This window comes from Nonomuraea monospora (assembly GCF_039531895.1).
GTDB lineage: Bacteria > Actinomycetota > Actinomycetes > Streptosporangiales > Streptosporangiaceae > Nonomuraea > Nonomuraea monospora.
Genome location: NZ_BAAAQX010000025.1, coordinates 89,626 through 108,781 on the forward strand (window position 1 = coordinate 89,626; position 19,156 = coordinate 108,781).

The following is a 19,156-nucleotide window of genomic DNA, read 5'->3' on the forward strand; positions in this document are numbered from 1 at the left end:
TTTCCTCACTGTGCGATGGTGATGAGCGCTTCGACGTCCTTCGGCAGGGCGTCGGTGGTCGGGTAGAGCAGGCAGGCGGCGGGTTCGACGGCGAGCGTGACCTCGCCGGTGAGCCCGGCGCGGGTGGTCTCGGCCTGGATGACGTGGTCGCCGAGGCGCAGGTCGTACTCGTGCCGGGAGCCGACGTAGGAGGAGGTCAGCACCTGGGCGGTGAGCGTGTTCGCGCCGGTCTCACCGGGTGGCAGGATCGTCAGCCGTTCGGGCCGGATCGCCACGGTCACCTTGCCCTCGATGTCCGAGTCGGGGACGGTGATGGTCTGGCCGGTGCAGTCGAGGCGGACCTCGCGCGGGCCGCACGCCGTGCCGGTCAGGAAGTTGCAGCGGCCGACGAAGGCGGCCACCTCGGCGGTGGCGGGCGTCTCGTAGATCTCCTGCGGGGTGCCGATCTGCACCATGTCGCCCTTGGACATCACCGCGATGCGGTCGCTCAGCGCCAGGGCCTCGTCCTGGTCGTGGGTGACGTACACGGTGGTGATGCCGAGCTCGGTCTGCAGCCGTTTGAGCCAGGCGCGGGCCTGGTCGCGCAGCTTGGCGTCCAGGTTGGACAGCGGCTCGTCGAGCAGCAGCACGCTGGGCGAGTAGACCAGGGCGCGGGCGAGCGCGACGCGCTGCTGCTGGCCGCCGGAGAGCTGGTGCGGGTAGCGGTCCCGCAGCTCGGCCAGGCCCACCTTGGCCAGCGCCTCGGTGATGAGGGTGTCCTGCTCGCGCCGGTCGACCTTGCGGATCTTGAGCGGCATGGCGAGGTTCTGGGCGACGGTCATGTGCGGCCACAGCGCGTACGACTGGAAGACCATGCCGAGGTTGCGGCCCTCGGGCGGCACGAACGTGCCGGCGCCGGCGAAGGTGGCGTCGCCGACGGCGATGCTGCCGCCGGTGGGGCGTTCCAGGCCGGCGATGCAGGCCAGCGTGGTGGACTTGCCGCAGCCGCTGGGGCCGAGCAGGGTGAAGAACTCGCCGTCGGCGATGGTGAAGGTGATGTCGTTCAGTACGGCGTTGTCCCCGAACCGCTTGGACAGGTGGGCGACCTTGACCTCAGGCATCCTTGTCACGTCCCTTGAGAAGAAGGCCGGCCAGCCCGACGAAGGTCGCCGTGATGGCGATCTGCAGGCTGGCCAGGGCGGCCACGGAGCCGGTGTTGCCCTGCACCCACAGTTCGAGCATGGTCGTGCCGATGATGTTGGAGTCGGCCGAGCCCAGGAACACGGCGGGCGAGTACTCCTTGAGCAGGGTCACGAACGTCAGGATCAGCGCTCCGGCGAAGGCGGGCCGCAGCAGCGAGGCGAGGATGCGGGTGAAGGTGCGCACCCAGTCGGCGCCGGACACGCGGGCGGCGTTGTCGAGCTCGTGCCCGATCTGCATGATCGACGGCGAGATGGAGCCGAAGCCGCTGGGCAGCGCGCGCAGCCCGAAGCCGATGATCAGCGCCCACAGCGTGCCCTGGATGAGCGCGCCCACGCCGGACAGCGCCAGCGCCCAGAACAGGCCGATGCCGACGATGATGCCGGGCATGGCCTGTGGGGCGAGCGCCAGGTACTCCACCGCGCGGGCGTACCGGAACGTCGAGCGCCTGGCCACCATCACCGCCAGCAGCGACAGCACGCTGACCAGCACCGCGCCGATCGCGGCCACGAGCAGGCTGTTGACGATCGACTGCACGTACACCGGATAGGTGAAGATGCGCTCGTAGTTGTCGCCCGTGAGGGTCTTGAACGGTGACTGCAGCGGCGTGAACACCTGCGTGAACGAGCGGAACACCAGCCCGCCGATCGGGATCAGGGCGCCCATCACCACATAGAAGGCGATGGCGGCGACGCTGATCCACTTCAGCCGGCCGAGATCCAGGGGGCGCGGCCGGGTGGCCTTGCCGCGTACGGACACGAACCGCTGCGCGTTCTTCAGCAGCTTGGCCTGCAACGCGACGAGGCTGACGGTGACCAGCAGGATGATCGCCGAGGCCGCGCCGAGCACGCCGTAGTCCGGGTTGATCGACTGCAGGCCGTTGCGGTAGAGGAAGGTGGAGAAGACGTCGATGCCGACCGGCTGGCCGAACAGCAGCGGCACGCTCAGCGTCTCCACCGACATGCTGACCACCAGGATCGAGCTGTAGACGACGGGCGGGCGCAGCAGCGGCAGGATCACCGAGCGCAGGATGCGCGGCGGGCCCGCGCCGCACACCTGCGCGGCGGCCTCCAGCGAGGCGTCGCTCTGGCGCAGCGCGTTGGCGCAGAACGTGTAGACGATCGGGGCCAGCGCGACGGCCTCGGTGAGCGCCATGCCGGGGATGGAGTACAGGTTCCACGGCAGGAATCCGAGCACCCGGCGCACCTCGACGCTGACGAACCCGGCGGGGCCGTACATGGTGATCCAGCCGAAGCCCAGGATGAGCGAGGAGATGAAGAACGGCCACTGCATGGCGGCGGCGAACAGCCGGCCGCCGGGCAGCTTGGTGCGCACCACGACGACGGCCATCGGCACCGCGATGAGCAGGCTGAGCAGGGTGGTGAGCGCGGCGAACAGCGCCGTGTTGAGCACGACCCGGCCGAAGCCCGCCTCGGTGAACAGCCGCGCGTAGTTGCCGAGGCCGAGCACGCCGCCCGCCTCGTACAGGGGGCGGTCGAGGAACGACTGGTACAGCGTCGGCACGACCGGCGCGAGCACCAGGACGGCCAGCAGGAGCAGCACGGCGTACTGCAGCCAGCTCTCCCTGGTCAGCCCCAGCGGCCTGCGGTAGCGCGGCGGAGACGAGGTGATGGTTGTCCGCGTCATCTGCCGAGCAGGCCGTTCCACTTGTCGGTGAACGCCTTGACCTCGGTGTCGGGCACCTTCTCGTACGCGGCGAGGATCACGTTCTGCTCGCCGACGGCCTTGACCAGCTCCTGGTAGGTGTGCAGCCCGTCGGCGTCCTGGACGTCGTCGCGGTAGGAGGTGAGCCCGCCCTCCGCCACCGCCCGCTGGCCCTCCTGCGACAGCAGGAAGTCCACGAACAGCTTGGACGTGGCCGGGTGCGGCGCCTTGGCGGCGATGCCGACGCCGCGCGGCAGCACGACGGTGCCGTCGTCGAGGAAGGAGATCTCCAGCAGGCCGCCGCTCTTGGCCACCACCGGGTAGGCGGGGGCGGCGCTGACGAAGAAGCCGGCCACGTACTCGCCCGCGATGATCTTCTCCAGCTGGGTGCCCGAGGAGGTCTCCGGCCTGGCCAGCGGCAGCACCGACTGCAGTGACGTCCACGACTCGGGCCGGGCGCCGGCGAAGGCGTGCGAGACGGTGAAGCCGAACGCGCCGCCCACGTCCCGGGTGGTGATCTTGTTCTTGTACTGGGCGGGGTCCTTGGCCAGGATCGCGGCCAGGCTCTTCAGGCCGGTCGGCTTCTCGGCGAGCAGCGAGGTGTTGTACGCGATCGACATCGGGTCGACCGACATCGCGTACACGCCGGGCAGCAGCTCACCGAACTCGGGCAGCTTGTCCTGCTCCGGCGAGGCGTACTCCATCAGCGTGCCCGGCCGGGCGGCGAAGTCGGCCCACGCCTGGGCGGCGTTCGAGACCACCAGGTCGGCCGGGGAGCTGCCGGTGGCCTGCTCGCTGAGCACCCGCTGGAAGACCTCGTCACTGTCCAGGTTGTTCGCCGCGATCTTCGTCACCCAGGAGTACTTCTTCTGGAAGTCGCGGAAGATCGGCGCCCAGTTCTCCTGGTCGGTGTTGGAGTAGATGGTGAGGGTGCCGCCCTCCTTCTTGGACGCCTCCATGAGCTGGGCGTACTCGGCCGGGTAGTACGACGGGGCCTGGCCCGCCGCGATCTGGTTCGGCGGCGGCTGTTGCGCCGCCTCGCCACCGCCGCCGCATGCCGTGAGCAGCCCGAACGCGAGTACGGCGGCGCCGAGGGTGCGGAAAGGGGGGTGGAAGGTGGTCATGTGCTTCCTCCTAGACCAGGCGAGGCTCTGACCAGCCGCCGCCTGCGATGCCGCACACTCTGCTTCGTTATAACCTATGACGTCAACCCCCTGTTTCCTGAATGTAACGCGATAAGCCACGCTAAATGCCTTATATCCGCTAGCTGGCTGCACTTCCCGACGATCTGCTCAGATCCGACACTTGCCGACAAGTCCGGAGAGAGGTGTAGGTTATAACGGTCATCGGGCGACGAGACGGGACAGCGATGAGCGAATCAGCGGCCGAGCTCTACACCACCAAGGCGGACTTCGCCTACCTGCGCGTCAAGGAGCTGATCCTGTCCGGGACGCTGCTGCCCGGCTCGGTCATCGCGCAGGCGCAGCTCGCGCGCGACATCGGCATCAGCACCACTCCCCTGCGCGAGGCGCTGCGCAGGCTCAAGAGCGAAGGGCTGGTCGAGCTGGACGCGCACCGCGACGCCCGGGTCGCGCCGCTGGCCGCCGAGGAGGCCCGCGACCTGCTGGAGCTGCGCCGCAGCCTCGACCCGCTCGCCGTCGCGCTGGCCGCCGAACGCCGCACCAAGTCCGACATCGCCGCCATGCGCGCCGCGCTCGACGGGCTCAAGCCGCTGCCCGGCAACCCGGCGTACGAGCAGCTCGTCGCCCACCGCAAGTTCCACGCGGCCCTCTACCACGCCTCGCACAACGACCTGCTCATCCAGACCCTCGACGGCCTGTGGGACAAGGCCGACCGCTACCGCCGCCTCGCCCTGGAGGTCGAGCGCGGGCAGGCGGCCCGCGACCGCAAGGCCGCCGAGCACGAGGCCCTGCTGGAGTACGTGATCGCGGGCGACGCCGAGTCGGCCGCCGCCGTCATGCGCGAGCACATCGACACCAGCCTCGGCGCCCAGGCCGCCTGGCGGCTGCGCAAGCACCAGCCCGAGGCCGATGTCTGACGTGTGGCATCGGCACGCCGTCCTGCTGGCCCACTCGGCCGGCGCCCAGGTCATCACGTTCGTCCTGCGTCCCACCATGTCCTACCGGGCGATCGAGCTCGGCGTGCCGCCCGCCCTGCTCGGGGTGCTCGGCGCCAGCTTCGCGCTCGCGCCGCTGCTGCTGGCGCTGCCCGCCGGGCACGCCGCCGACCGCTACGGCGAGCGCCGCATCGCCGTAGCCGGTGCGCTGCTGCTGGCCGCCGCCGCCCTCGCCTTCACCACGCTCGGCCACACCGTCGCCGGGCTGGTCGCGGCCGGGATCCTGCTCGGCACCGGCCACCTGGGCAGCGTCATCGCCCAGCAGGCGCTGGTCGCCAACACCACCGAACGCGGCCGGCACGACACCGCGTTCGGCCACTACACCTTCGCCGCCTCTCTCGGCCAGGCCGCGGGCCCGCTGCTGATCGCCGCGTTCGGCGGCGCGGGCGCCATCCCCGACACCGGCCGCATCTTCGCCGCGTCCTGCGGGCTGGCCGTGCTGCTGCTCGTCCTGTCGGCCCTGCTGCCCGGCCACCGGTCCGGCCGCGCCGAGGCGGCGGGCGGCGACCTGCGGGCGCTGCTGCGCCTGCCCGGCCTCGCGCACGCGCTGCTGACGAGCTGCGTGGTGCTGGCCGCCGTGGACATCACCCTGGCCTACCTGCCCGCGCTCGGCACCGAGCTGGGGCTGAGCGCGAGCGCCGTCGGGCTGCTGCTCACGCTGCGCGGGCTGGCGTCCATGACCTCGCGTTTCTTCCTCGGCCGGCTGGCCCGCGCGGTGGGCCGGCGCAGGCTGCTGGTCGTCAGCACGCTCGGCGCGGCCGTCGCCATGCTGCTCACCCCGGTGCCCATGCCCGTGTGGCTGCTGGCCGCGCTGCTCGTCGTCGTGGGCTTCGGCCTCGGCGTGGGGCAGCCGCTGACGATGTCGTGGCTGGCAGAGTCGGCACCCACGGGCATGCGCGGCCGGGCCATGTCGCTGCGCCTGGTCGGCAACCGTACCGGCCAGCTCGTCATCCCCGGCGCGGCCGGCCTCATGGCCGCCGGCCTCGGCGCGGGCGGCGTCCTGTTCGTGACCGCGCTCAGCCTCGGCTGGGCGGGCGTCGCCGCCCGGCGGCTGCCCGTGGACCCGTGAGAAAGGAACCCCGCATGACCATCGTGACCGCCGACCTGTTCGACGAGCGCGGCGACCAGCTCGACTCCTGCGACCTGCAACTGCGCCAGTACGGCGGCCGCCGCGCCTTCTCCGGCCCGATCGTGACCGTCCGCTGCCACGAGGACAACGCGCTGCTCAAGTGGGTGCTGTCCGAGCCTGGTCAGGGCCGGGTGCTGGTCGTGGACGGCGGCGGCTCGCTGCACACCGCGCTCATGGGCGACCTCATCGCCGGGCTGGCCGTCTCGAACGGCTGGGCCGGCGTGGTCATCCACGGCGCGGTCCGGGACGTGGTCGCCCTGCGCGAGCTGGACCTGGGCGTCAAGGCTCTCGGTTCGAACCCCCGCAAGAGCGGCAAGCAGGGCACCGGCGAGCGCGACATCCCGGTCAGCTTCGGCGGGATCGTCTTCCACCCGGGCGCGGAGCTGTTCTCCGACGACGACGGCATCCTCGTGACCCGGCCCGTCTCGTGACGCGCCCCTGAAAAGGCGCGCGCCCGGTCAGCCCGCCTTCACCAGCAGCCGGACCGGGCGGTGGACGAAGCCTTCCGCCCACCGCACGGCCGCCAGGTCCTCCTGCGCGGACAGCCCCGGCAGGCGGGTCACCAGGGCGCGGAACGCCTCCTGCAACTCCATGCGGGCCAGGTTCGCGCCCAGGCAGTAGTGCGGGCCGTGGCCGAACGCCAGGTGCGGCGCGGGCGAGGCGCCGGCGAAGCGGTGGACGTCGAACCGCAGCGGGTCCTCGAACACCTCCGGGTCGTGGTCGGCGGCGAACAGGTTCGGCAGGACCACGCTGCCGGCGGGCAGCTCGCCCGCGGAGATCCGCACGTCGGCGGTGATCCGCCGCAGCATGCCGTTGCTGCCGGGGGCCTCGTGCCGCAGGATCTCCTCCACGGCGGGCTCCAGCAGGTCGGGACGGGCGGCCAGCTCGGCGTACTGGGCGGGGTGGCACAGCAGCCTGAACGTCCCCCGGGCGATCATCGAGGCGGTGGTCTCGTGCCCGGCCAGGATCAGCGTGAACACCATGTTGACCAGCTCGTCCTCGCTGAGCCCGTCGCCGCCGTCGCGGGCCGCGATGAGCAGGTCGATCAGGTCGTCGCCCGGCTCCGCCCGGTGCTGCTCGATCAGCTCCCCGGTGTAGGCGATGAACGCGGCCATCCCCTCGGCCCTGGCCTCCTCCTTCGTCTCGTTCGTGGCCAGGAACAGCTCCGTCCACCTGAGGAACTGCTCGTAGCGGTCGATCGGCACGCCCAGCATCTCGCAGATCACCCGGGCGGGCAGCGGCAGCGCGTAGTCGGCGACCAGGTCGAACTCCTGCCCGGCCGCGTCGATCAGCTCGCCCGCGATCGCGGCCGTGCGCGCACGCCAGCGTTCGATGTTCCTCGGGGTGAACGTGGCGTGCGTGATGCGGCGGTAGCGGGTGTGCTCGGGCGGGTCCTGGTTCACCAGGGCCGCCGGGTCGTCGTCCAGGAACGGGCCGCGCGCCATGCGCGGCAGGCCGGGCTCGCGCAGGTTGCGGCTCGCGGCGGGCGACATGAGCAGCGCACGGACGTCCGCGTACCGGACGATCATGGGGACGCGGTCGCCGCTGGGCAGCGTGGCGGGCTCCATGGGGGCCTCCGCGTGGCGGCGCGGGATGTCCGGCGAGAGGGTTCCGTACGGGCCCGGGGGGAGATCGGGCCAGGTCTGGTTGGTGCCGGGCTGGTCTGTCATTGCCGCCTCCGGGCGATGCCGTCGTCAACCGCGCTCGCTCGGAACGTACGGAGCGATCAGGCGGCGGTCAAGAGCCGCCGAAGCCCGTCACTCCGCGCGACCGGTCGAACTGGTGGATACGGGTCAGCGGCCACTCCTCGTACGGGAACGTGCGCAGTTCGCCCTCTTCGAAGGCGTCCGCCACACCATCGGCCAGCAGCCGCCCGGCCAGCAGCGCCGTCAGCTCCTCTGCCCGCTCCTCCGGGCGAAGCGGCTCCAGCTCGTACGGGTCGGCCGCCACGTCGAACAGCAGCCGGTGCCCGCCGTTGGCCATCCAGATCAGCTTCAGATCCCCCTGCCGCACCATCGCCTTGAACCGGCGGGTCCCCGGCCGCCCGTGGAAGCCGAACAGGGTCTCGCGGGGCCGCGCCGCGCCGGTCAGCAGGCCGAGCAGGTCGCCGCCCTGCCGCAGCTCGGGCCGCCCGGCGGCGGAGGTGGCCAGGCCGAACAGGTCGGTCAGGCAGACCAGCTCGGAGCGGCGCTCGCCGGCGGCGACGCGGCCCGGCCAGGAGACCAGGAACGGCACCCGCGCCGACGCCTCGAAGAAGCTCTCCTTCTGCCAGCCGTGATGGTCGCCGAGCAGGTCGCCGTGGTCGGAGAAGAAGCAGATGACGGTGTCGTCCGCGTCGGGCCTGCGTTCGACGGCGTCCAGCAGGTCGCCGATGCAGCCGTCGATGTAGCTGATCTCGCCGTAGTAGCGGGCCTTGAGCGCGCGGGCGCGGTGCGGGTCGACGTCCTCGGCGTAGACGAGGTGGTTCATCCAGGGGATGTGCTGGTCGAGGTGGTCGACGTCGCGGTCGCCGCACACCGGGTCCGGCATGCGGTCCGGGTCGTACCTGCGGTTGTACGGCAGCGGCGGCGCGAACGGTGGATGCGGCCCGATGTAGGAGACGAGGCCGAACCAGGGGCGGCCGTCGTCGGCGTCCATGAGCGCGATCGCCTCCCTGGTGGCCCAGGACTCGACCGTGCACTCGGCGGGCAGGGGGCTGAGCTGCGGCATGTAGTACATGTCGGTCCGCTCCCCCATCAGGGCCTCGATCCAGTCGTAGGCGGGGTGCTCGGCGGCGATCCACGCCGCGTACGCGTCACCGGCCCGCTGCTCGGGGGTGTCGTAGAACTCCTCGCTGTGCCGCTGGACGTCGTAGCCGACGGGCGCGTCCCACGGCGTGGTGTGGAACTTGCCGACGCCCCACGTGCGGTAGCCGCGCAGGCCCATCGCCTCGGCCAGGTAGGGGCCGCACCTTTCCCTGATCGCGGCGTGCCCGCCGCCGGGGACCGTGTTGTCGTAGACGTCGGTCAGCGTCGCCTCGCAGCCGCTGCGCAGGGTGTAGCGGGCGGGCACGCACACCGGGCTGGTGGAGTACGCGTTGTCGAAGACGGTCCCCCGGGCGGCCAGCCGGTCGAGGTTCGGGGTGGCGACGTGGGGGTTGCCGAGCGCCGCGATCGTGTCGAAGCGCTGCTGGTCGGTCATCACGAACAGCACGTTGGGGCGGGTGGGCATGTACGGGTTCACTCCTCGAAGGGCGGTCGGCGGCCGGGCGCGGGCAGCAGCCTGGCCCGGTCGCCCCGCAGGGCGGACTCCCTGGCGTTCCAGTCGTCGATCAGGTCCAGCTCGGCCAGCAGCCGTCCGGCGGGCAGTTCCCCGTCCTCCGCCTCGGCCAGCAGCTCGGTGAGGCGGGCGTCGGCACCGGCGACCCGGCCGGCCGACGCCGGATCGGCGGCCAGGTTCCGTAGCTGCCACGGGTCGGCCCGGTCGTCGAACAGCAGCCACGGCCCGGCGGCCCTGCGCGCGTAGGTCAGCTCACCGGTGACGAACCCTCGCCACTCGCCGATGCCCTGGTCGTAGCCGTTGTCGAAGCTGACCCAGTTGCCGATCAGCAGCTCCTCGCGCAGCGGCAGGCGGGACCTGAGCCGGTCGCTCAGGTCGCGGCCGTACGCGCCGATCGGCGGCAGGCCGAGCAGCCCGAGCAGGGTCGGCGCGAGGTCGGCGAGGCCGAGCAGCCCGTCCGGCCGGTACGCGGGCACGCCCGGCCCGTTGATCACCATCGGCACCCGGACGGCCTCCGCGTACGGGCTCTGCTTGGCCCGCAGGCCGTGGGCGCCGAGCAGGTCGCCGTGGTCGGAGGTGACGACCACGATCGTGTCCCCGCGCAGGCCGAGCCGGTCCAGCCCGGCGACCACCCGGCCGATCTCGGCGTCCACGGCGGTGATCGCGCTCCAGTAGAGCCGCTGGAGCTCGCGCTGGGCGGGGGTGTCCGGGGTGTTGGGCGGCACCGTCATCCGGCCGGCCGGGTAGCCGGTGCGCAGGTGGGCGGGCACCGAGTCGTACGGGTCGTGGGGCGGGTTGTAGGAGATCGTGAGGAAGAAGGGGCGGCCGCCGGTCTCGGTGAGAAAGTCCAGGGCCAGGTCGGTCTGGATCCGCGGTTCCCAGCCGGTGAACGCGATCCGGTCGCGGGTCTCCGGGCCGGTGTAGTAGTGGCCGTCCACGTGCTGGTGGGAGCAGTCGACCCCGGCGTAGTAGCCGATGCCCGGCCGCGCGGCCGGGGGCACCCACTTGTCGCGGGGCAGGCCGGCCAGGTGCCACTTGCCGATCCAGCCCGTGCGGTATCCGGCGGCGGACAGGGCGGTGGCGAGCGTCTCCCGCTGCGGGGACAGCGGCAGGTCGTTGGCGACGACGCCGTGCTGGTGCGGCAGGCTGCCGGTGAGCAGGCTCGCACGGCTGGGCCCGCACACGGGCGAGCCGGCCAGACCGCCCGCGACGGCCGCGCCACCGGCCGCCAGCCGATCCAGGTTCGGGGTGCGCACCTGGGACGTCCGAGCGCCTGGTGAGTCACGGCCCTGGGGCTCCCGGTCGGCCCCACCGCTGAGCCAGCCCTGGTCCTGCCCTCGCCACTGGTCGGCCAGCAGGATGACGAGGTTCGGAGCCGTCACGCCTGGAACTCCCGCGGGTCGATCTCCCCTGCCTTCACCGCGGCGTCATAGGCCGCCTGCAGCCGCCCGGCCATCCCGGTGAGCGCGGGCCCGATCGCCGCCGACGGATCGAGCAGCAGCTTCTCGATCGTCTGATCGACGCTCTCCCCCTCCACCTGCAGCAGCCCGCCGGGCGTCTTCGGCCACTGCTGATCCAGCTCACCCGGCCTGAACTGCTGCAGCAACGCGTTGTCCTTGATCGCGGCCGAGTCCCACACGGCGGCGTTCAGCGGCGGCGCGGCCTTGGCCGCCAGCGCCTCCTGCACCCGGTTCCCGACCATCACCTCCAGCACCTTGGCCGCCTTCTCCGGGTTCTGCGAGGTGGACGAGATCGCGTACGGGTAGCCGGCGTTCATGGGCGAGCGCACCAGCCGCTGCCCGTCCGGCACCGGCAGCGGCGCCGCGCTCGCCTTGACGGTGCTGCCCAGGTCGGTCAGCGAGGAGACGATCGAGCTGCTGGTGATGTACATCCCGGCCTCGCCCTTGCCGAAGGCGTTGATCGCGACGTCGGCGGCCAGGGTGGCGGCGCCCGGGTAGGCGGTCTTGTCGGTGATCAGGGCCCGGTAGAGCTCCAGCACCGGCTCGTACCTGGCCGGCTCGTACTTCTGCGTGGCCGCGTCGAACAGCCCGAACTGGGCGAGCGCCGCGTCGCCCGCCATCACCGGGACGTCCACGCTCCACTGCCGGAACCCGGTCGCCTTGATCGGGACGATCATGCCGAACGCGTCGCCGCCGCCCGCCTTGGTGATGGCCGCGGCGGCCTTGCGCACCTCGCCGAAGGTGGCGGGCGGCGCGTCGGGGTCCAGCCCGGCCTGCTCGAACAGCTCCACGTTGATGATCATGCGGTTGGTGAAGGAGGTGGTCGGGATGGCGTACGGCTGGCCGCCCCAGACCAGCTCGCTGTTCTTGCGGTGGTACGGCGCCGCGGCGTCCAGCACGCCGTTCTCGACCAGCTCCCGCAGGGGACGGACCCAACCGGCCGCGACGAACGCGCCGAGCTGCGCCGACGGGCTGTGGAAGACGTCGGGCGCCCGCTTGGTCTGGAAGCCGAGGCGGACGATCTCCTCGTACTTGTCGGTCGCCTGCGGCTCGTAGCGCACCTCGATGCCCAGGGCCTTGCCCTGCTGGGCGTTCCAGGTGCGGAAGAACTCCTGCCGGGCCTTGGCGTGCGCGCCGGCCCGGTCCCAGACCACGACGGTGGTCAGCTCGCCCGGATCGGTGGAGCCGGTCGTGGAGCCGCCGCAGCCGGTGAGGGTGGCGGCGGCTCCGGCGGCGAGCGTGCCGAGGAAGCCGCGGCGGGTCAGGGTGGTGTGGTTCATCGGGGGCCTCTCTCGGGCGTGAGGAGCGGGGCCGGGCGCGGCCCGGCCGGCGTGGTGGGGGTCCGCACCGCGGCGGCCCGGTCGTACAGGGTGATCACGAGGCCGGCCGTGGCCGCCGGAAGGGCGACCACCAGCAGCGGGCCGAGGTACGGCACGCGGATGGCGACGAAGGGCGCGGCGACGGCGGCGATCACGGCCGCCGTCGCGAGCAGCGCCGACTCGATCCGCGACAGCGCCAGCACGTACGCCGCCCGCAGCGCCGCGAACGCGCGGCCGGTCCGCGCGAAGGCGAGCACCGACCACGGGGCGGCGAGCAGCCAGGTCGCGCCCGCCACCACACTGGTGACCAGCACCAGCCAGCCGTAGGGGCCGCCGGGCGACGGCCCGAGCAGGCCGATCAGCACCAGGGCGGCGATGCCCGCGTGACAGCAGGCCAGGCGCAGCGCGGGCAGCAGGTGGCGGCCCAGGAACCGCGCCGTCTCCGCCGCGCCGAGCGGCGCCTCGCCCGCGGACCGGCGGCGTTGCTGGGCGACCAGCCACAGGGTGGCCGCGGGCGCGGTGATCACGGGCAGGCTCAGCAGCAGCCAGCAGACGCTCGTCCAGGCCCACAGCCACCAGCGGGACCAGGCCCGCATCAGCGCGCCGTCCGGGGAGAAGAGGGTCATCCCTTCACCGACCCGTCCGTCCAGCCGCGGACGAAGTGCCGCTGCAGCACGATGAAGATCACCACGATCGGCACCAGCGCCATGTTCGCCCCGGCCAGCACCGTGTTGTACGGCGTCATCCCCTCGGCGGCGTCGTACTGCAGGGCGCTCACCCCCACGACGAGGGTGCGCAGGTCGGGCGCGGCCAGCGAGAAGACGAGCGGCACCTGGTAGTTGTTCCAGGAGGCCTGGAAGCCGAGGATCACGGTGGTGGCCAGGATCGGGCGCATCAGGGGGAAGGCGATGCGCCAGTACGTGCCGAACAGGCCGCAGCCGTCCACGCGGGCCGCGTCCTCCATCTCGGTGCCGAGGCCGAGCACGAACGCCTTGATCAGGAAGACGTGCACCAGCATGATGCCGGCGAGCTGGACGAGCGCGATGCCGAGCAGGTTGTCGAGGCCGAGCGCCTGGGCGATCACGTACTGCGGGTAGAGGGTGGCCGTGGTCAGGCCGACGAACAGGGTGCCGACGTACAGGCCTTCGAGCAGGCGCTGGCCGCGCAGCCGTCTGCGGGCCAGCACGTAGCCGGTCATGCTGGAGGCGAGGGTGTCCAGGACCACGACCAGGGCGGTGACGGCGAGGCTGTTGACGAAGTATCGGGAGAAGCTGGCCGTGGTCCAGGCCTGGAGGTAGTTGCCCCACTCCCAGACGCGCGGCAGGATCCCGCCGTTCCTGCTGAGGATCTGCTCCAGCGGCGAGACCGCGGCGAACAGGCCGAACACCAGCGGCGAAAGCATGATCAGGGCCGCGGCGACCAGGATCACGTGCAGCAGCACGGCTCCCGGGCGCAGGCGGCGCCCGCGCTTGGCGGCCCGGCCGGGGGCGGCCGTGGCGGCCCTGGGCTCGGTGACGGCGGGTGCGCTCATGCCGGGGTCCTCCCGCTCCGGTTGATCCTCAGGTAGGCCACGGAGATGAGGCCGACGACCACACTCGCGGTGACGCCGAGCGCGGCGGCGTACCCGATCTGCGGCACCGACTCGGGCTCGAAGAAGAACCGGTAGAGGTAGGTGAACATCACCTCGGTGCTCCCGGCGGGGCCGCCGTCGGTGAGCGTCTTGACCAGGTCGAAGCTGCGCAGCGTCCCGATGATCGAGATGAGCACGACCACGCGGGTCACGGGGGCCAGCATGGGCAGCACGATGTGCCGCAGCGTCTGCCAGTGGCCCGCGCCCTCCAGGGCGGCGCTCTCCAGCAGCGCGTTCGGGATCGTCATCATGCCGGCGAAGAAGAGCAGCAGGTTGATGCCCAGGTGGGCCCAGACGCCGACCCCGATCAGGCTGGCCAGCGCGTTGCCCGCCTCGCCGAGGAACCGGATCGGCTCGTCCAGTAGGCCCCAGCCGGTGAGGAGCTGGTTGACCGGCCCGCCGGTCTCGCGCAGCAGGAAGACGAAGATGATGCCGACGATGGCCGGGGACAGCACGTGCGGCAGGAACAGGATCGTCCGGTAGACGGTGCCGCCGCGGACCCCGCGGAAGAACGCGTACGCCAGAGCGAGAGCCAGCGGGATCTCGATGACCAGCCGGCCGAACCCGAACTTCAGCGTGTTCAGCACGGCCAGCCACCACTGCCCGTCGCCGAGCATCCGCTGGTAGTTGGCCACCCCGGTGAACCGCGGGGGCGAGAACCCGTTCCAGCGCTGGAGGCTGAACCAGAACAGCCAGCCGATCGGCAGCAGCGCGAAGGCCAGGTACGGCAGCAGGGCCGGGAGCAGCATCAGGCGGGCGACGCCGTCCTCGCGCCGGTGCCACCGCGGTCTCCCTGGGGAGCGGACAACTGTGGACATCTGCCCTTCCTTCATCGGCGAGGTGCGGGCAAATTTAGATCGATCTAACCCGGCGGGTCAACCATACTGCATAAAACCCACAGGAAAACAAGGGAATCGTGGACGCGTTCCGACAGCAGCCCTCGGACGTTGCTGACGGCAGCCCCACGACGTTGCCGGGGGCGAGCCGCCGGAGGTTGCCGGGGGCGAGCCGCAGAAGGCTTTTTCTAGTGGCAGCCACAGGAGGCGCGGGCGTGCATCTCGGGTGCCGGGGGAACCGGGCTGCCCTCGACCGGCAGGCCCATCTCCGCGAGCAGCACCCGCCCGCACACCCGGCCCAGCTCGACCGGGTCCGTCGCGATGCTGCTGATCGGCGGGTTCCACATCGCCGACTGGCGCAGGTCGTCGATGCCCAGCACCGCGCACGGCACCGCATCCCGCTCCCCCAGCCGCAGCGCCCTGGCCAGCCCGTAGGCGACGTTGTCGCTGTGGCACAGCACCCCGTCGGGCGCGGGCCCGGCCGCCAGCAAGTCCACGGCCCGGCGGTAGGCGGCCTCCGCGCTCGGCTCCAGCGGCTGCGACCACACCTCGTCCCAGCCCGCGCCCGCCTCGGCGACCGCCCGGCGGAAGCTGTCCATCCTGCCGACGCGCGGCGACGCCAGCGTGTCACCGCCGAAGTAGGCGACCCGGCGGCAACCGTGCACGCCGAGCAGGTGCTCCGCGCCGAGCCGGCCGATGGCCGCCTCGTCCGTGCCGACGAACGGCAGGTCCACGCCCTCGATGTGGCGCAGCAGCAGGACCGTCGGCAGGCCGCTGCGGCTGATGCCGGCCAGGTGCTCCGCCTTCGAGGTCAGCGCGGGGATGGTCACCACGCCCGCCGCCCGGTGCTCCACCAGCGAGCGCAGGATCTGCTCCTGGAGGTCCAGGTCGTCGACCATGTTCGCGATCATGACGAAGAAGCCGACCTCGCCGAGCACCTCCTGCACGCCCAGCGACACCTCACCGACGAACGGGTTGATCACATCCGGCATCACCAGGCCGACCAGGTCGTTGCGCTGGGTCCGCAGGTTCGCCGCCGCCTGGTTGTAGATGTAGCCGAGCCGCTCGGCCTCGGCCAGGACGGCCTGCCTGGTCGCCGCCGACACCAGCGGGCTGTCGCGCATCACCAGCGAGACGGTGGCCCGGGACAGGCCGAGCGAGTCGGCCACGTCGATCATCCGGACCCGGCGCGCGCCGGGCCGCTCCCGCTCCTCCCGCATGCCACTCTCCCCTTCGGCCGGTGCCGCGCGCCCGTGGCGGAGGCGACATCGCGATGATCATCGCGCCATCGGGCGGCCTCAGGATAGCCCGGGACGGGACGCGCCCGGGCGCGCCGCCGCCCTCCTACGCGCGCTCCCTCGCGGGCAGCCCGATCGGCTCCACCCGCTTCAGGATCACCGCGTACGTGAACGCCCCCAGCAACGCCACCCCCGAGATGACCATCAGCGGCACGGTGAACGACGACGTGCGATCCACCAGCACCCCGATCATGATCGGGCTGATGATCCCGGCGAAGTTGGACGCGAAGTTCTGGATGCCGCCGATGGACGCCACATGCCGATCGGCCGGAGCGACGTCGGCGGGCAACGACCAGATGTTGGCGGCGGCGAAGGTCGAGCCCGCGTACGCGACCGACAGCAGCGCCAGCGCCATCCATGCCTCAGGCACCCACACCGCGACGCCGATCACGGTCGAGACCAGGAACCCGCCCGAGATGAACAGCTTCCTGACCTTGGTCACCGACTCGCCCGCCGCGATGCGCCGGTCGGCCAGCCAGCCGCCCAGCCACTCGCCGCCGATCGCGACCAGCCCGGGCAGCGCGCCGAACAGGCCCAGCTTCAGCAGGCTGAACTCCCGCTCCTCCACCAGGTACGTCGGGAAGAAGGTGAGGAAGAAGTAGACGACCATGTTGAGGCAGAAGAAGCCCAGCATCATCGCCCAGATCGTGCGGTAGCGGAACAGGTCCCGCCAGCGGATCTTGTCGGCCTCCCCGTCGTCGTCGCCCTCGAACCGGGCGCCGCCCTCGCGCAGGTAGGCCAGCTCCTCCTCGCTGATCTTCGGGTGGTCCTGCGGGTCGCGGTAGGTCCGCCACCAGCCGAACGCCCACAGCAGCCCCACGACCCCGATCACCGCGAACGTCCACCGCCACCCGAGCCAGGCGATCAGCCCCGTGACGACGGGCAGCGCGATGACGCCGCCCACCCGCGATCCCGAGTCCCAGATCCCGGTGGCCAGGGCCCGCTCGTTGCGTGGGAACCAGCGGCCGACGACCTTGGCGCTGGTGGTGGCGGCCGGGCTCTCGCCGATGCCGAGCAGCAGCCGGACGCCGAACAGCGAGGCGAAGCTGCTGGCCAGCGCCGTCAGCGAGGTGAACAGCGACCACCAGACGGACGCGAACGTGAACGTCCTGCGCGGCCCGTATCGGTCGACGAACCAGCCGGCGGCGAGCTGGAAGAAGTCGTAGGACCAGAAGAAGGCCGCCAGGATCATGCCTTCCTCGGTCTTGCTGAGCTGGAAGGTCTCGCCCATGAAGGGCAGGGCGACGCCCAGGCTGGCGCGGTCCAGGTAGTTGATGACGAGCCCGGCGAAGACGTAACTGATCATGTACCAGCGCAGCCGGCCGCGGACGGTGCTCCGGAGGGTTGTGCCCATCGCGATCCTCAGTACTATTTCCTATTGGATAATTCGGACATGTTGCCTACGCTTCACCGCGTACGTCAAGAGCTGTCAGGGAGGACGTGACCGTGAGCCAGGGTCCGTTGAAGGGGCGCGCCCGCCGCAGCGTCCTCACCGACGACGTCTACGAACGCGTCAAAAGCCTCGTCATGAACGGCGATCTGGCACCCGGCGCCCGCGTGAACATCTACGCCGTGGCCAGGCTCCTCGACGTCTCCCAGACGCCGGTGCGCGAGGTGCTCGCCGCCCTGGAGTCGGAGGGCCTGCTCACCAAGGAGGCGCTGCGCGGCTACTCGGTGGCCCCCGTGCTCACCGCCGCCCAGGTCGCCGACCTCTACCAGCTCAGACTCCTGCTGGAGCCGTGGGCCGCGGCCCGCGCGGCCGAGCGGATCACCCCCGGCGCCGCCGCCCGCCTGCGCGCCGAGCTGGACAGCGTGCCCCAGGCCCCCCAGGGCACCCGGTACGAGGACTACCAGGCCATCGCCGCCCACGACGCCCGCTTCCACGACCTGGTGGCCGAGCTGTCCGGCAGCCCCGCGCTGCGCGAGTCGCTCCAGCGCACGCACAGCCACCTGCACCTGTTCCGCATCGAGTACGAGGGCCGGCGCAGCGGCGAGCCGACCCTCGCGGAACACGCCCGCATCGCCGAGACCCTCGCCGCGGGCCGCGCGCAGGAGGCCGAGCAGGCGATGCGCGACCACCTCACCGCCGCCCGCGACCGTTTCCTCCGGATTGGACCGACCACGTGACGAAGATCGTCAGCGCCACCGCGACCCTGGTGGACATCCCCGTCGAAACCGTCAGGACGGACGCCGTGCAGGCGTTCGTCAAGCAGGAGACCGTCTTCGTGGAGCTGCGCACGGACGACGGGCTCACCGGCACCGGCTACTCCTACACGATCGGCACCGGCGGCCGTGCCGTGCTGTCCATGCTCCGCGACCACCTGCTGCCCCTGCTCGACGGCCGCGACGCCCGCGACGTCGAGGCGGCCTGGCGGGAGCTGTTCGCCGTCACCCGCGCGACCACGGTCGGCGCGATCACGTCCCTCGCGCTGGCCGCCGTGGACACCGCCCTGTGGGACCTGCGCTGCCTGCGCGCCGGCGAGCCGCTGTGGCGCCTGGCCGGCGGCTTCCGCCGCGCCGTCCCCGTGTACGACACCGAGGGCGGCTGGCTGCACCTGCCCGCCGAGGACCTGGTCCGCGGCGCCCTGGCCGCCAGGGACGCGGGCCTGCGCGGGGTCAAGCTCAAGATCGGCCGCCCCAGGGCCGAGGAGGACGCCGAACGCGTCGCCGCCGTCCGCGAGGCCGTCGGCCCTGGGATGGACATCATGGTGGACGCCAACCAGTCCATGACGTACGCGGAGGCCAGGCGGCGGGCGCACGCGCTGGAGCCGTACCAGGTGAGCTTCTTCGAGGAGCCGCTGCCGGCCGACGACGTGCAGGGGCACCGGGAGCTGGCCAGGTCCACGTCCATCCCGGTGGCGGTCGGCGAGTCGCTGTACTCGGTCGGGCAGTTCCGCGACTACCTGGCCCGTGGGGCGGCGTCGGTGGTGCAGGCGGACGTGGCCAGGGTCGGCGGCATCACGCCGTGGCTCAAGGTGGCCCACCTCGCGGAGGCGTTCAACGTGGCGCTCTGCCCGCACTTCCTGATGGAGCTGCACGTCAGCCTCGTGGCGGCGGTCCCGGCCGGCACGTACGTGGAGCACATCCCGCAACTGCGCGCGCTCACCCGGACGGAGCTGCCCATCCAGGACGGGCACGCCATCGCGCCGGACGTGCCGGGGCTCGGCATCGACTGGGACCGGGACGCGATGGACGACCTGCGCGTGGCCTGACCAGCCAGGCGCCACGGAGCGCGACGCGTGCCT

General features: G+C 72.0%; 17 protein-coding genes. 5 read left to right on the forward strand and 12 right to left on the reverse strand.

All coding sequences use genetic code 11. The features are described 5' to 3' along the window. Positions 1–5: 5 nt before the first annotated feature. Genes ABD331_RS38150 through ABD331_RS38160 form a run of 3 tightly spaced genes read right to left on the reverse strand, consistent with a single transcriptional unit; the run spans position 6 to position 3,968 of the window. A complete protein-coding gene (locus ABD331_RS38150; protein ID WP_344486355.1) occupies positions 6–1,100 on the reverse strand; it encodes an ABC transporter ATP-binding protein in 1,095 nt (364 codons plus the stop codon). Continuing rightward, positions 1,093–2,826: an ABC transporter permease gene (locus ABD331_RS38155; RefSeq protein ID WP_344486358.1), complete on the reverse strand. Its 1,734-nt coding sequence runs from the start codon at positions 2,824–2,826 to the stop codon at positions 1,093–1,095. The genes ABD331_RS38150 and ABD331_RS38155 overlap by 8 nt, the downstream gene beginning before the upstream one ends. Next, positions 2,823–3,968, reverse strand: a complete 1,146-nt coding sequence (locus ABD331_RS38160) for an ABC transporter substrate-binding protein (RefSeq protein WP_344486361.1) — start codon at positions 3,966–3,968, stop codon at positions 2,823–2,825. Before ABD331_RS38160 ends, ABD331_RS38155 begins: the two co-directional genes overlap by 4 nt. Before the next feature lie 245 nt (positions 3,969–4,213). Here ABD331_RS38160 and ABD331_RS38165 point away from each other — a divergent pair, with 245 nt between their 5' ends. The 3 genes from ABD331_RS38165 to rraA are packed head-to-tail and all read left to right on the forward strand — an operon-like array spanning position 4,214 to position 6,541. Continuing rightward, positions 4,214–4,903 (forward strand): GntR family transcriptional regulator, encoded by a 690-nt coding sequence (locus tag ABD331_RS38165; RefSeq protein ID WP_344486363.1) that lies wholly within the window; start codon positions 4,214–4,216, stop codon positions 4,901–4,903. Then, positions 4,896–6,050 (forward strand): MFS transporter, encoded by a 1,155-nt coding sequence (locus ABD331_RS38170; RefSeq protein ID WP_344486366.1) that lies wholly within the window; start codon positions 4,896–4,898, stop codon positions 6,048–6,050. The genes ABD331_RS38165 and ABD331_RS38170 overlap by 8 nt, the downstream gene beginning before the upstream one ends. A 14-nt stretch (positions 6,051–6,064) precedes the next feature. Continuing rightward, entirely contained in the window at positions 6,065–6,541 is a 477-nt protein-coding gene (gene rraA / locus ABD331_RS38175; RefSeq protein WP_344486369.1) for a ribonuclease E activity regulator RraA, read from the forward strand. 27 nt (positions 6,542–6,568) lie between these two features. On the opposite strand, the gene ABD331_RS38180 is transcribed toward rraA, so the two are convergent. The 9 genes from ABD331_RS38180 to ABD331_RS38220 form a co-directional block, all read right to left on the reverse strand. Beyond that, positions 6,569–7,780: a cytochrome P450 gene (locus tag ABD331_RS38180; protein WP_344486372.1), complete on the reverse strand. Its 1,212-nt coding sequence runs from the start codon at positions 7,778–7,780 to the stop codon at positions 6,569–6,571. A gap of 67 nt (positions 7,781–7,847) precedes the next feature. After that, complete coding sequence (locus tag ABD331_RS38185) at positions 7,848–9,320, reverse strand: sulfatase family protein (RefSeq protein WP_344486376.1); 1,473 nt, start codon at positions 9,318–9,320, stop codon at positions 7,848–7,850. 8 nt (positions 9,321–9,328) lie between these two features. Beyond that, positions 9,329–10,750, reverse strand: coding sequence for a sulfatase-like hydrolase/transferase (locus ABD331_RS38190; RefSeq protein ID WP_344486379.1), 1,422 nt, complete (start codon positions 10,748–10,750; stop codon positions 9,329–9,331). After that, positions 10,747–12,108 carry an ABC transporter substrate-binding protein gene (locus ABD331_RS38195; protein WP_344486382.1) on the reverse strand — a complete coding sequence of 454 codons (1,362 nt, stop codon included), beginning with the start codon at positions 12,106–12,108 and terminating at the stop codon, positions 10,747–10,749. Before ABD331_RS38195 ends, ABD331_RS38190 begins: the two co-directional genes overlap by 4 nt. Beyond that, positions 12,105–12,773, reverse strand: coding sequence for a hypothetical protein (locus tag ABD331_RS38200; protein WP_344486385.1), 669 nt, complete (start codon positions 12,771–12,773; stop codon positions 12,105–12,107). Before ABD331_RS38200 ends, ABD331_RS38195 begins: the two co-directional genes overlap by 4 nt. Further along, positions 12,770–13,678 (reverse strand): carbohydrate ABC transporter permease, encoded by a 909-nt coding sequence (locus ABD331_RS38205; protein ID WP_344486388.1) that lies wholly within the window; start codon positions 13,676–13,678, stop codon positions 12,770–12,772. The genes ABD331_RS38200 and ABD331_RS38205 overlap by 4 nt, the downstream gene beginning before the upstream one ends. Next, a complete protein-coding gene (locus ABD331_RS38210; protein WP_344486391.1) occupies positions 13,675–14,595 on the reverse strand; it encodes a carbohydrate ABC transporter permease in 921 nt (306 codons plus the stop codon). Before ABD331_RS38210 ends, ABD331_RS38205 begins: the two co-directional genes overlap by 4 nt. 206 nt (positions 14,596–14,801) lie before the next feature. Continuing rightward, a complete protein-coding gene (locus ABD331_RS38215; protein WP_344486394.1) occupies positions 14,802–15,833 on the reverse strand; it encodes a LacI family DNA-binding transcriptional regulator in 1,032 nt (343 codons plus the stop codon). 124 nt (positions 15,834–15,957) lie between these two features. Next, positions 15,958–17,265, reverse strand: a complete 1,308-nt coding sequence (locus ABD331_RS38220; RefSeq protein ID WP_344486397.1) for an MFS transporter — start codon at positions 17,263–17,265, stop codon at positions 15,958–15,960. Between the two features lie 92 nt (positions 17,266–17,357). Here ABD331_RS38220 and ABD331_RS38225 point away from each other — a divergent pair, with 92 nt between their 5' ends. Together ABD331_RS38225 and ABD331_RS38230 are read left to right on the forward strand one after the other, a co-directional pair. Continuing rightward, the gene (locus tag ABD331_RS38225) at positions 17,358–18,038 is read left to right on the forward strand and encodes a GntR family transcriptional regulator (RefSeq protein ID WP_344486400.1); all 681 of its coding nucleotides are present in this window, start codon (positions 17,358–17,360) and stop codon (positions 18,036–18,038) included. After that, positions 18,035–19,123, forward strand: coding sequence for a mandelate racemase/muconate lactonizing enzyme family protein (locus tag ABD331_RS38230; RefSeq protein WP_344486403.1), 1,089 nt, complete (start codon positions 18,035–18,037; stop codon positions 19,121–19,123). The genes ABD331_RS38225 and ABD331_RS38230 overlap by 4 nt, the downstream gene beginning before the upstream one ends. Positions 19,124–19,156 lie beyond the last annotated feature (33 nt).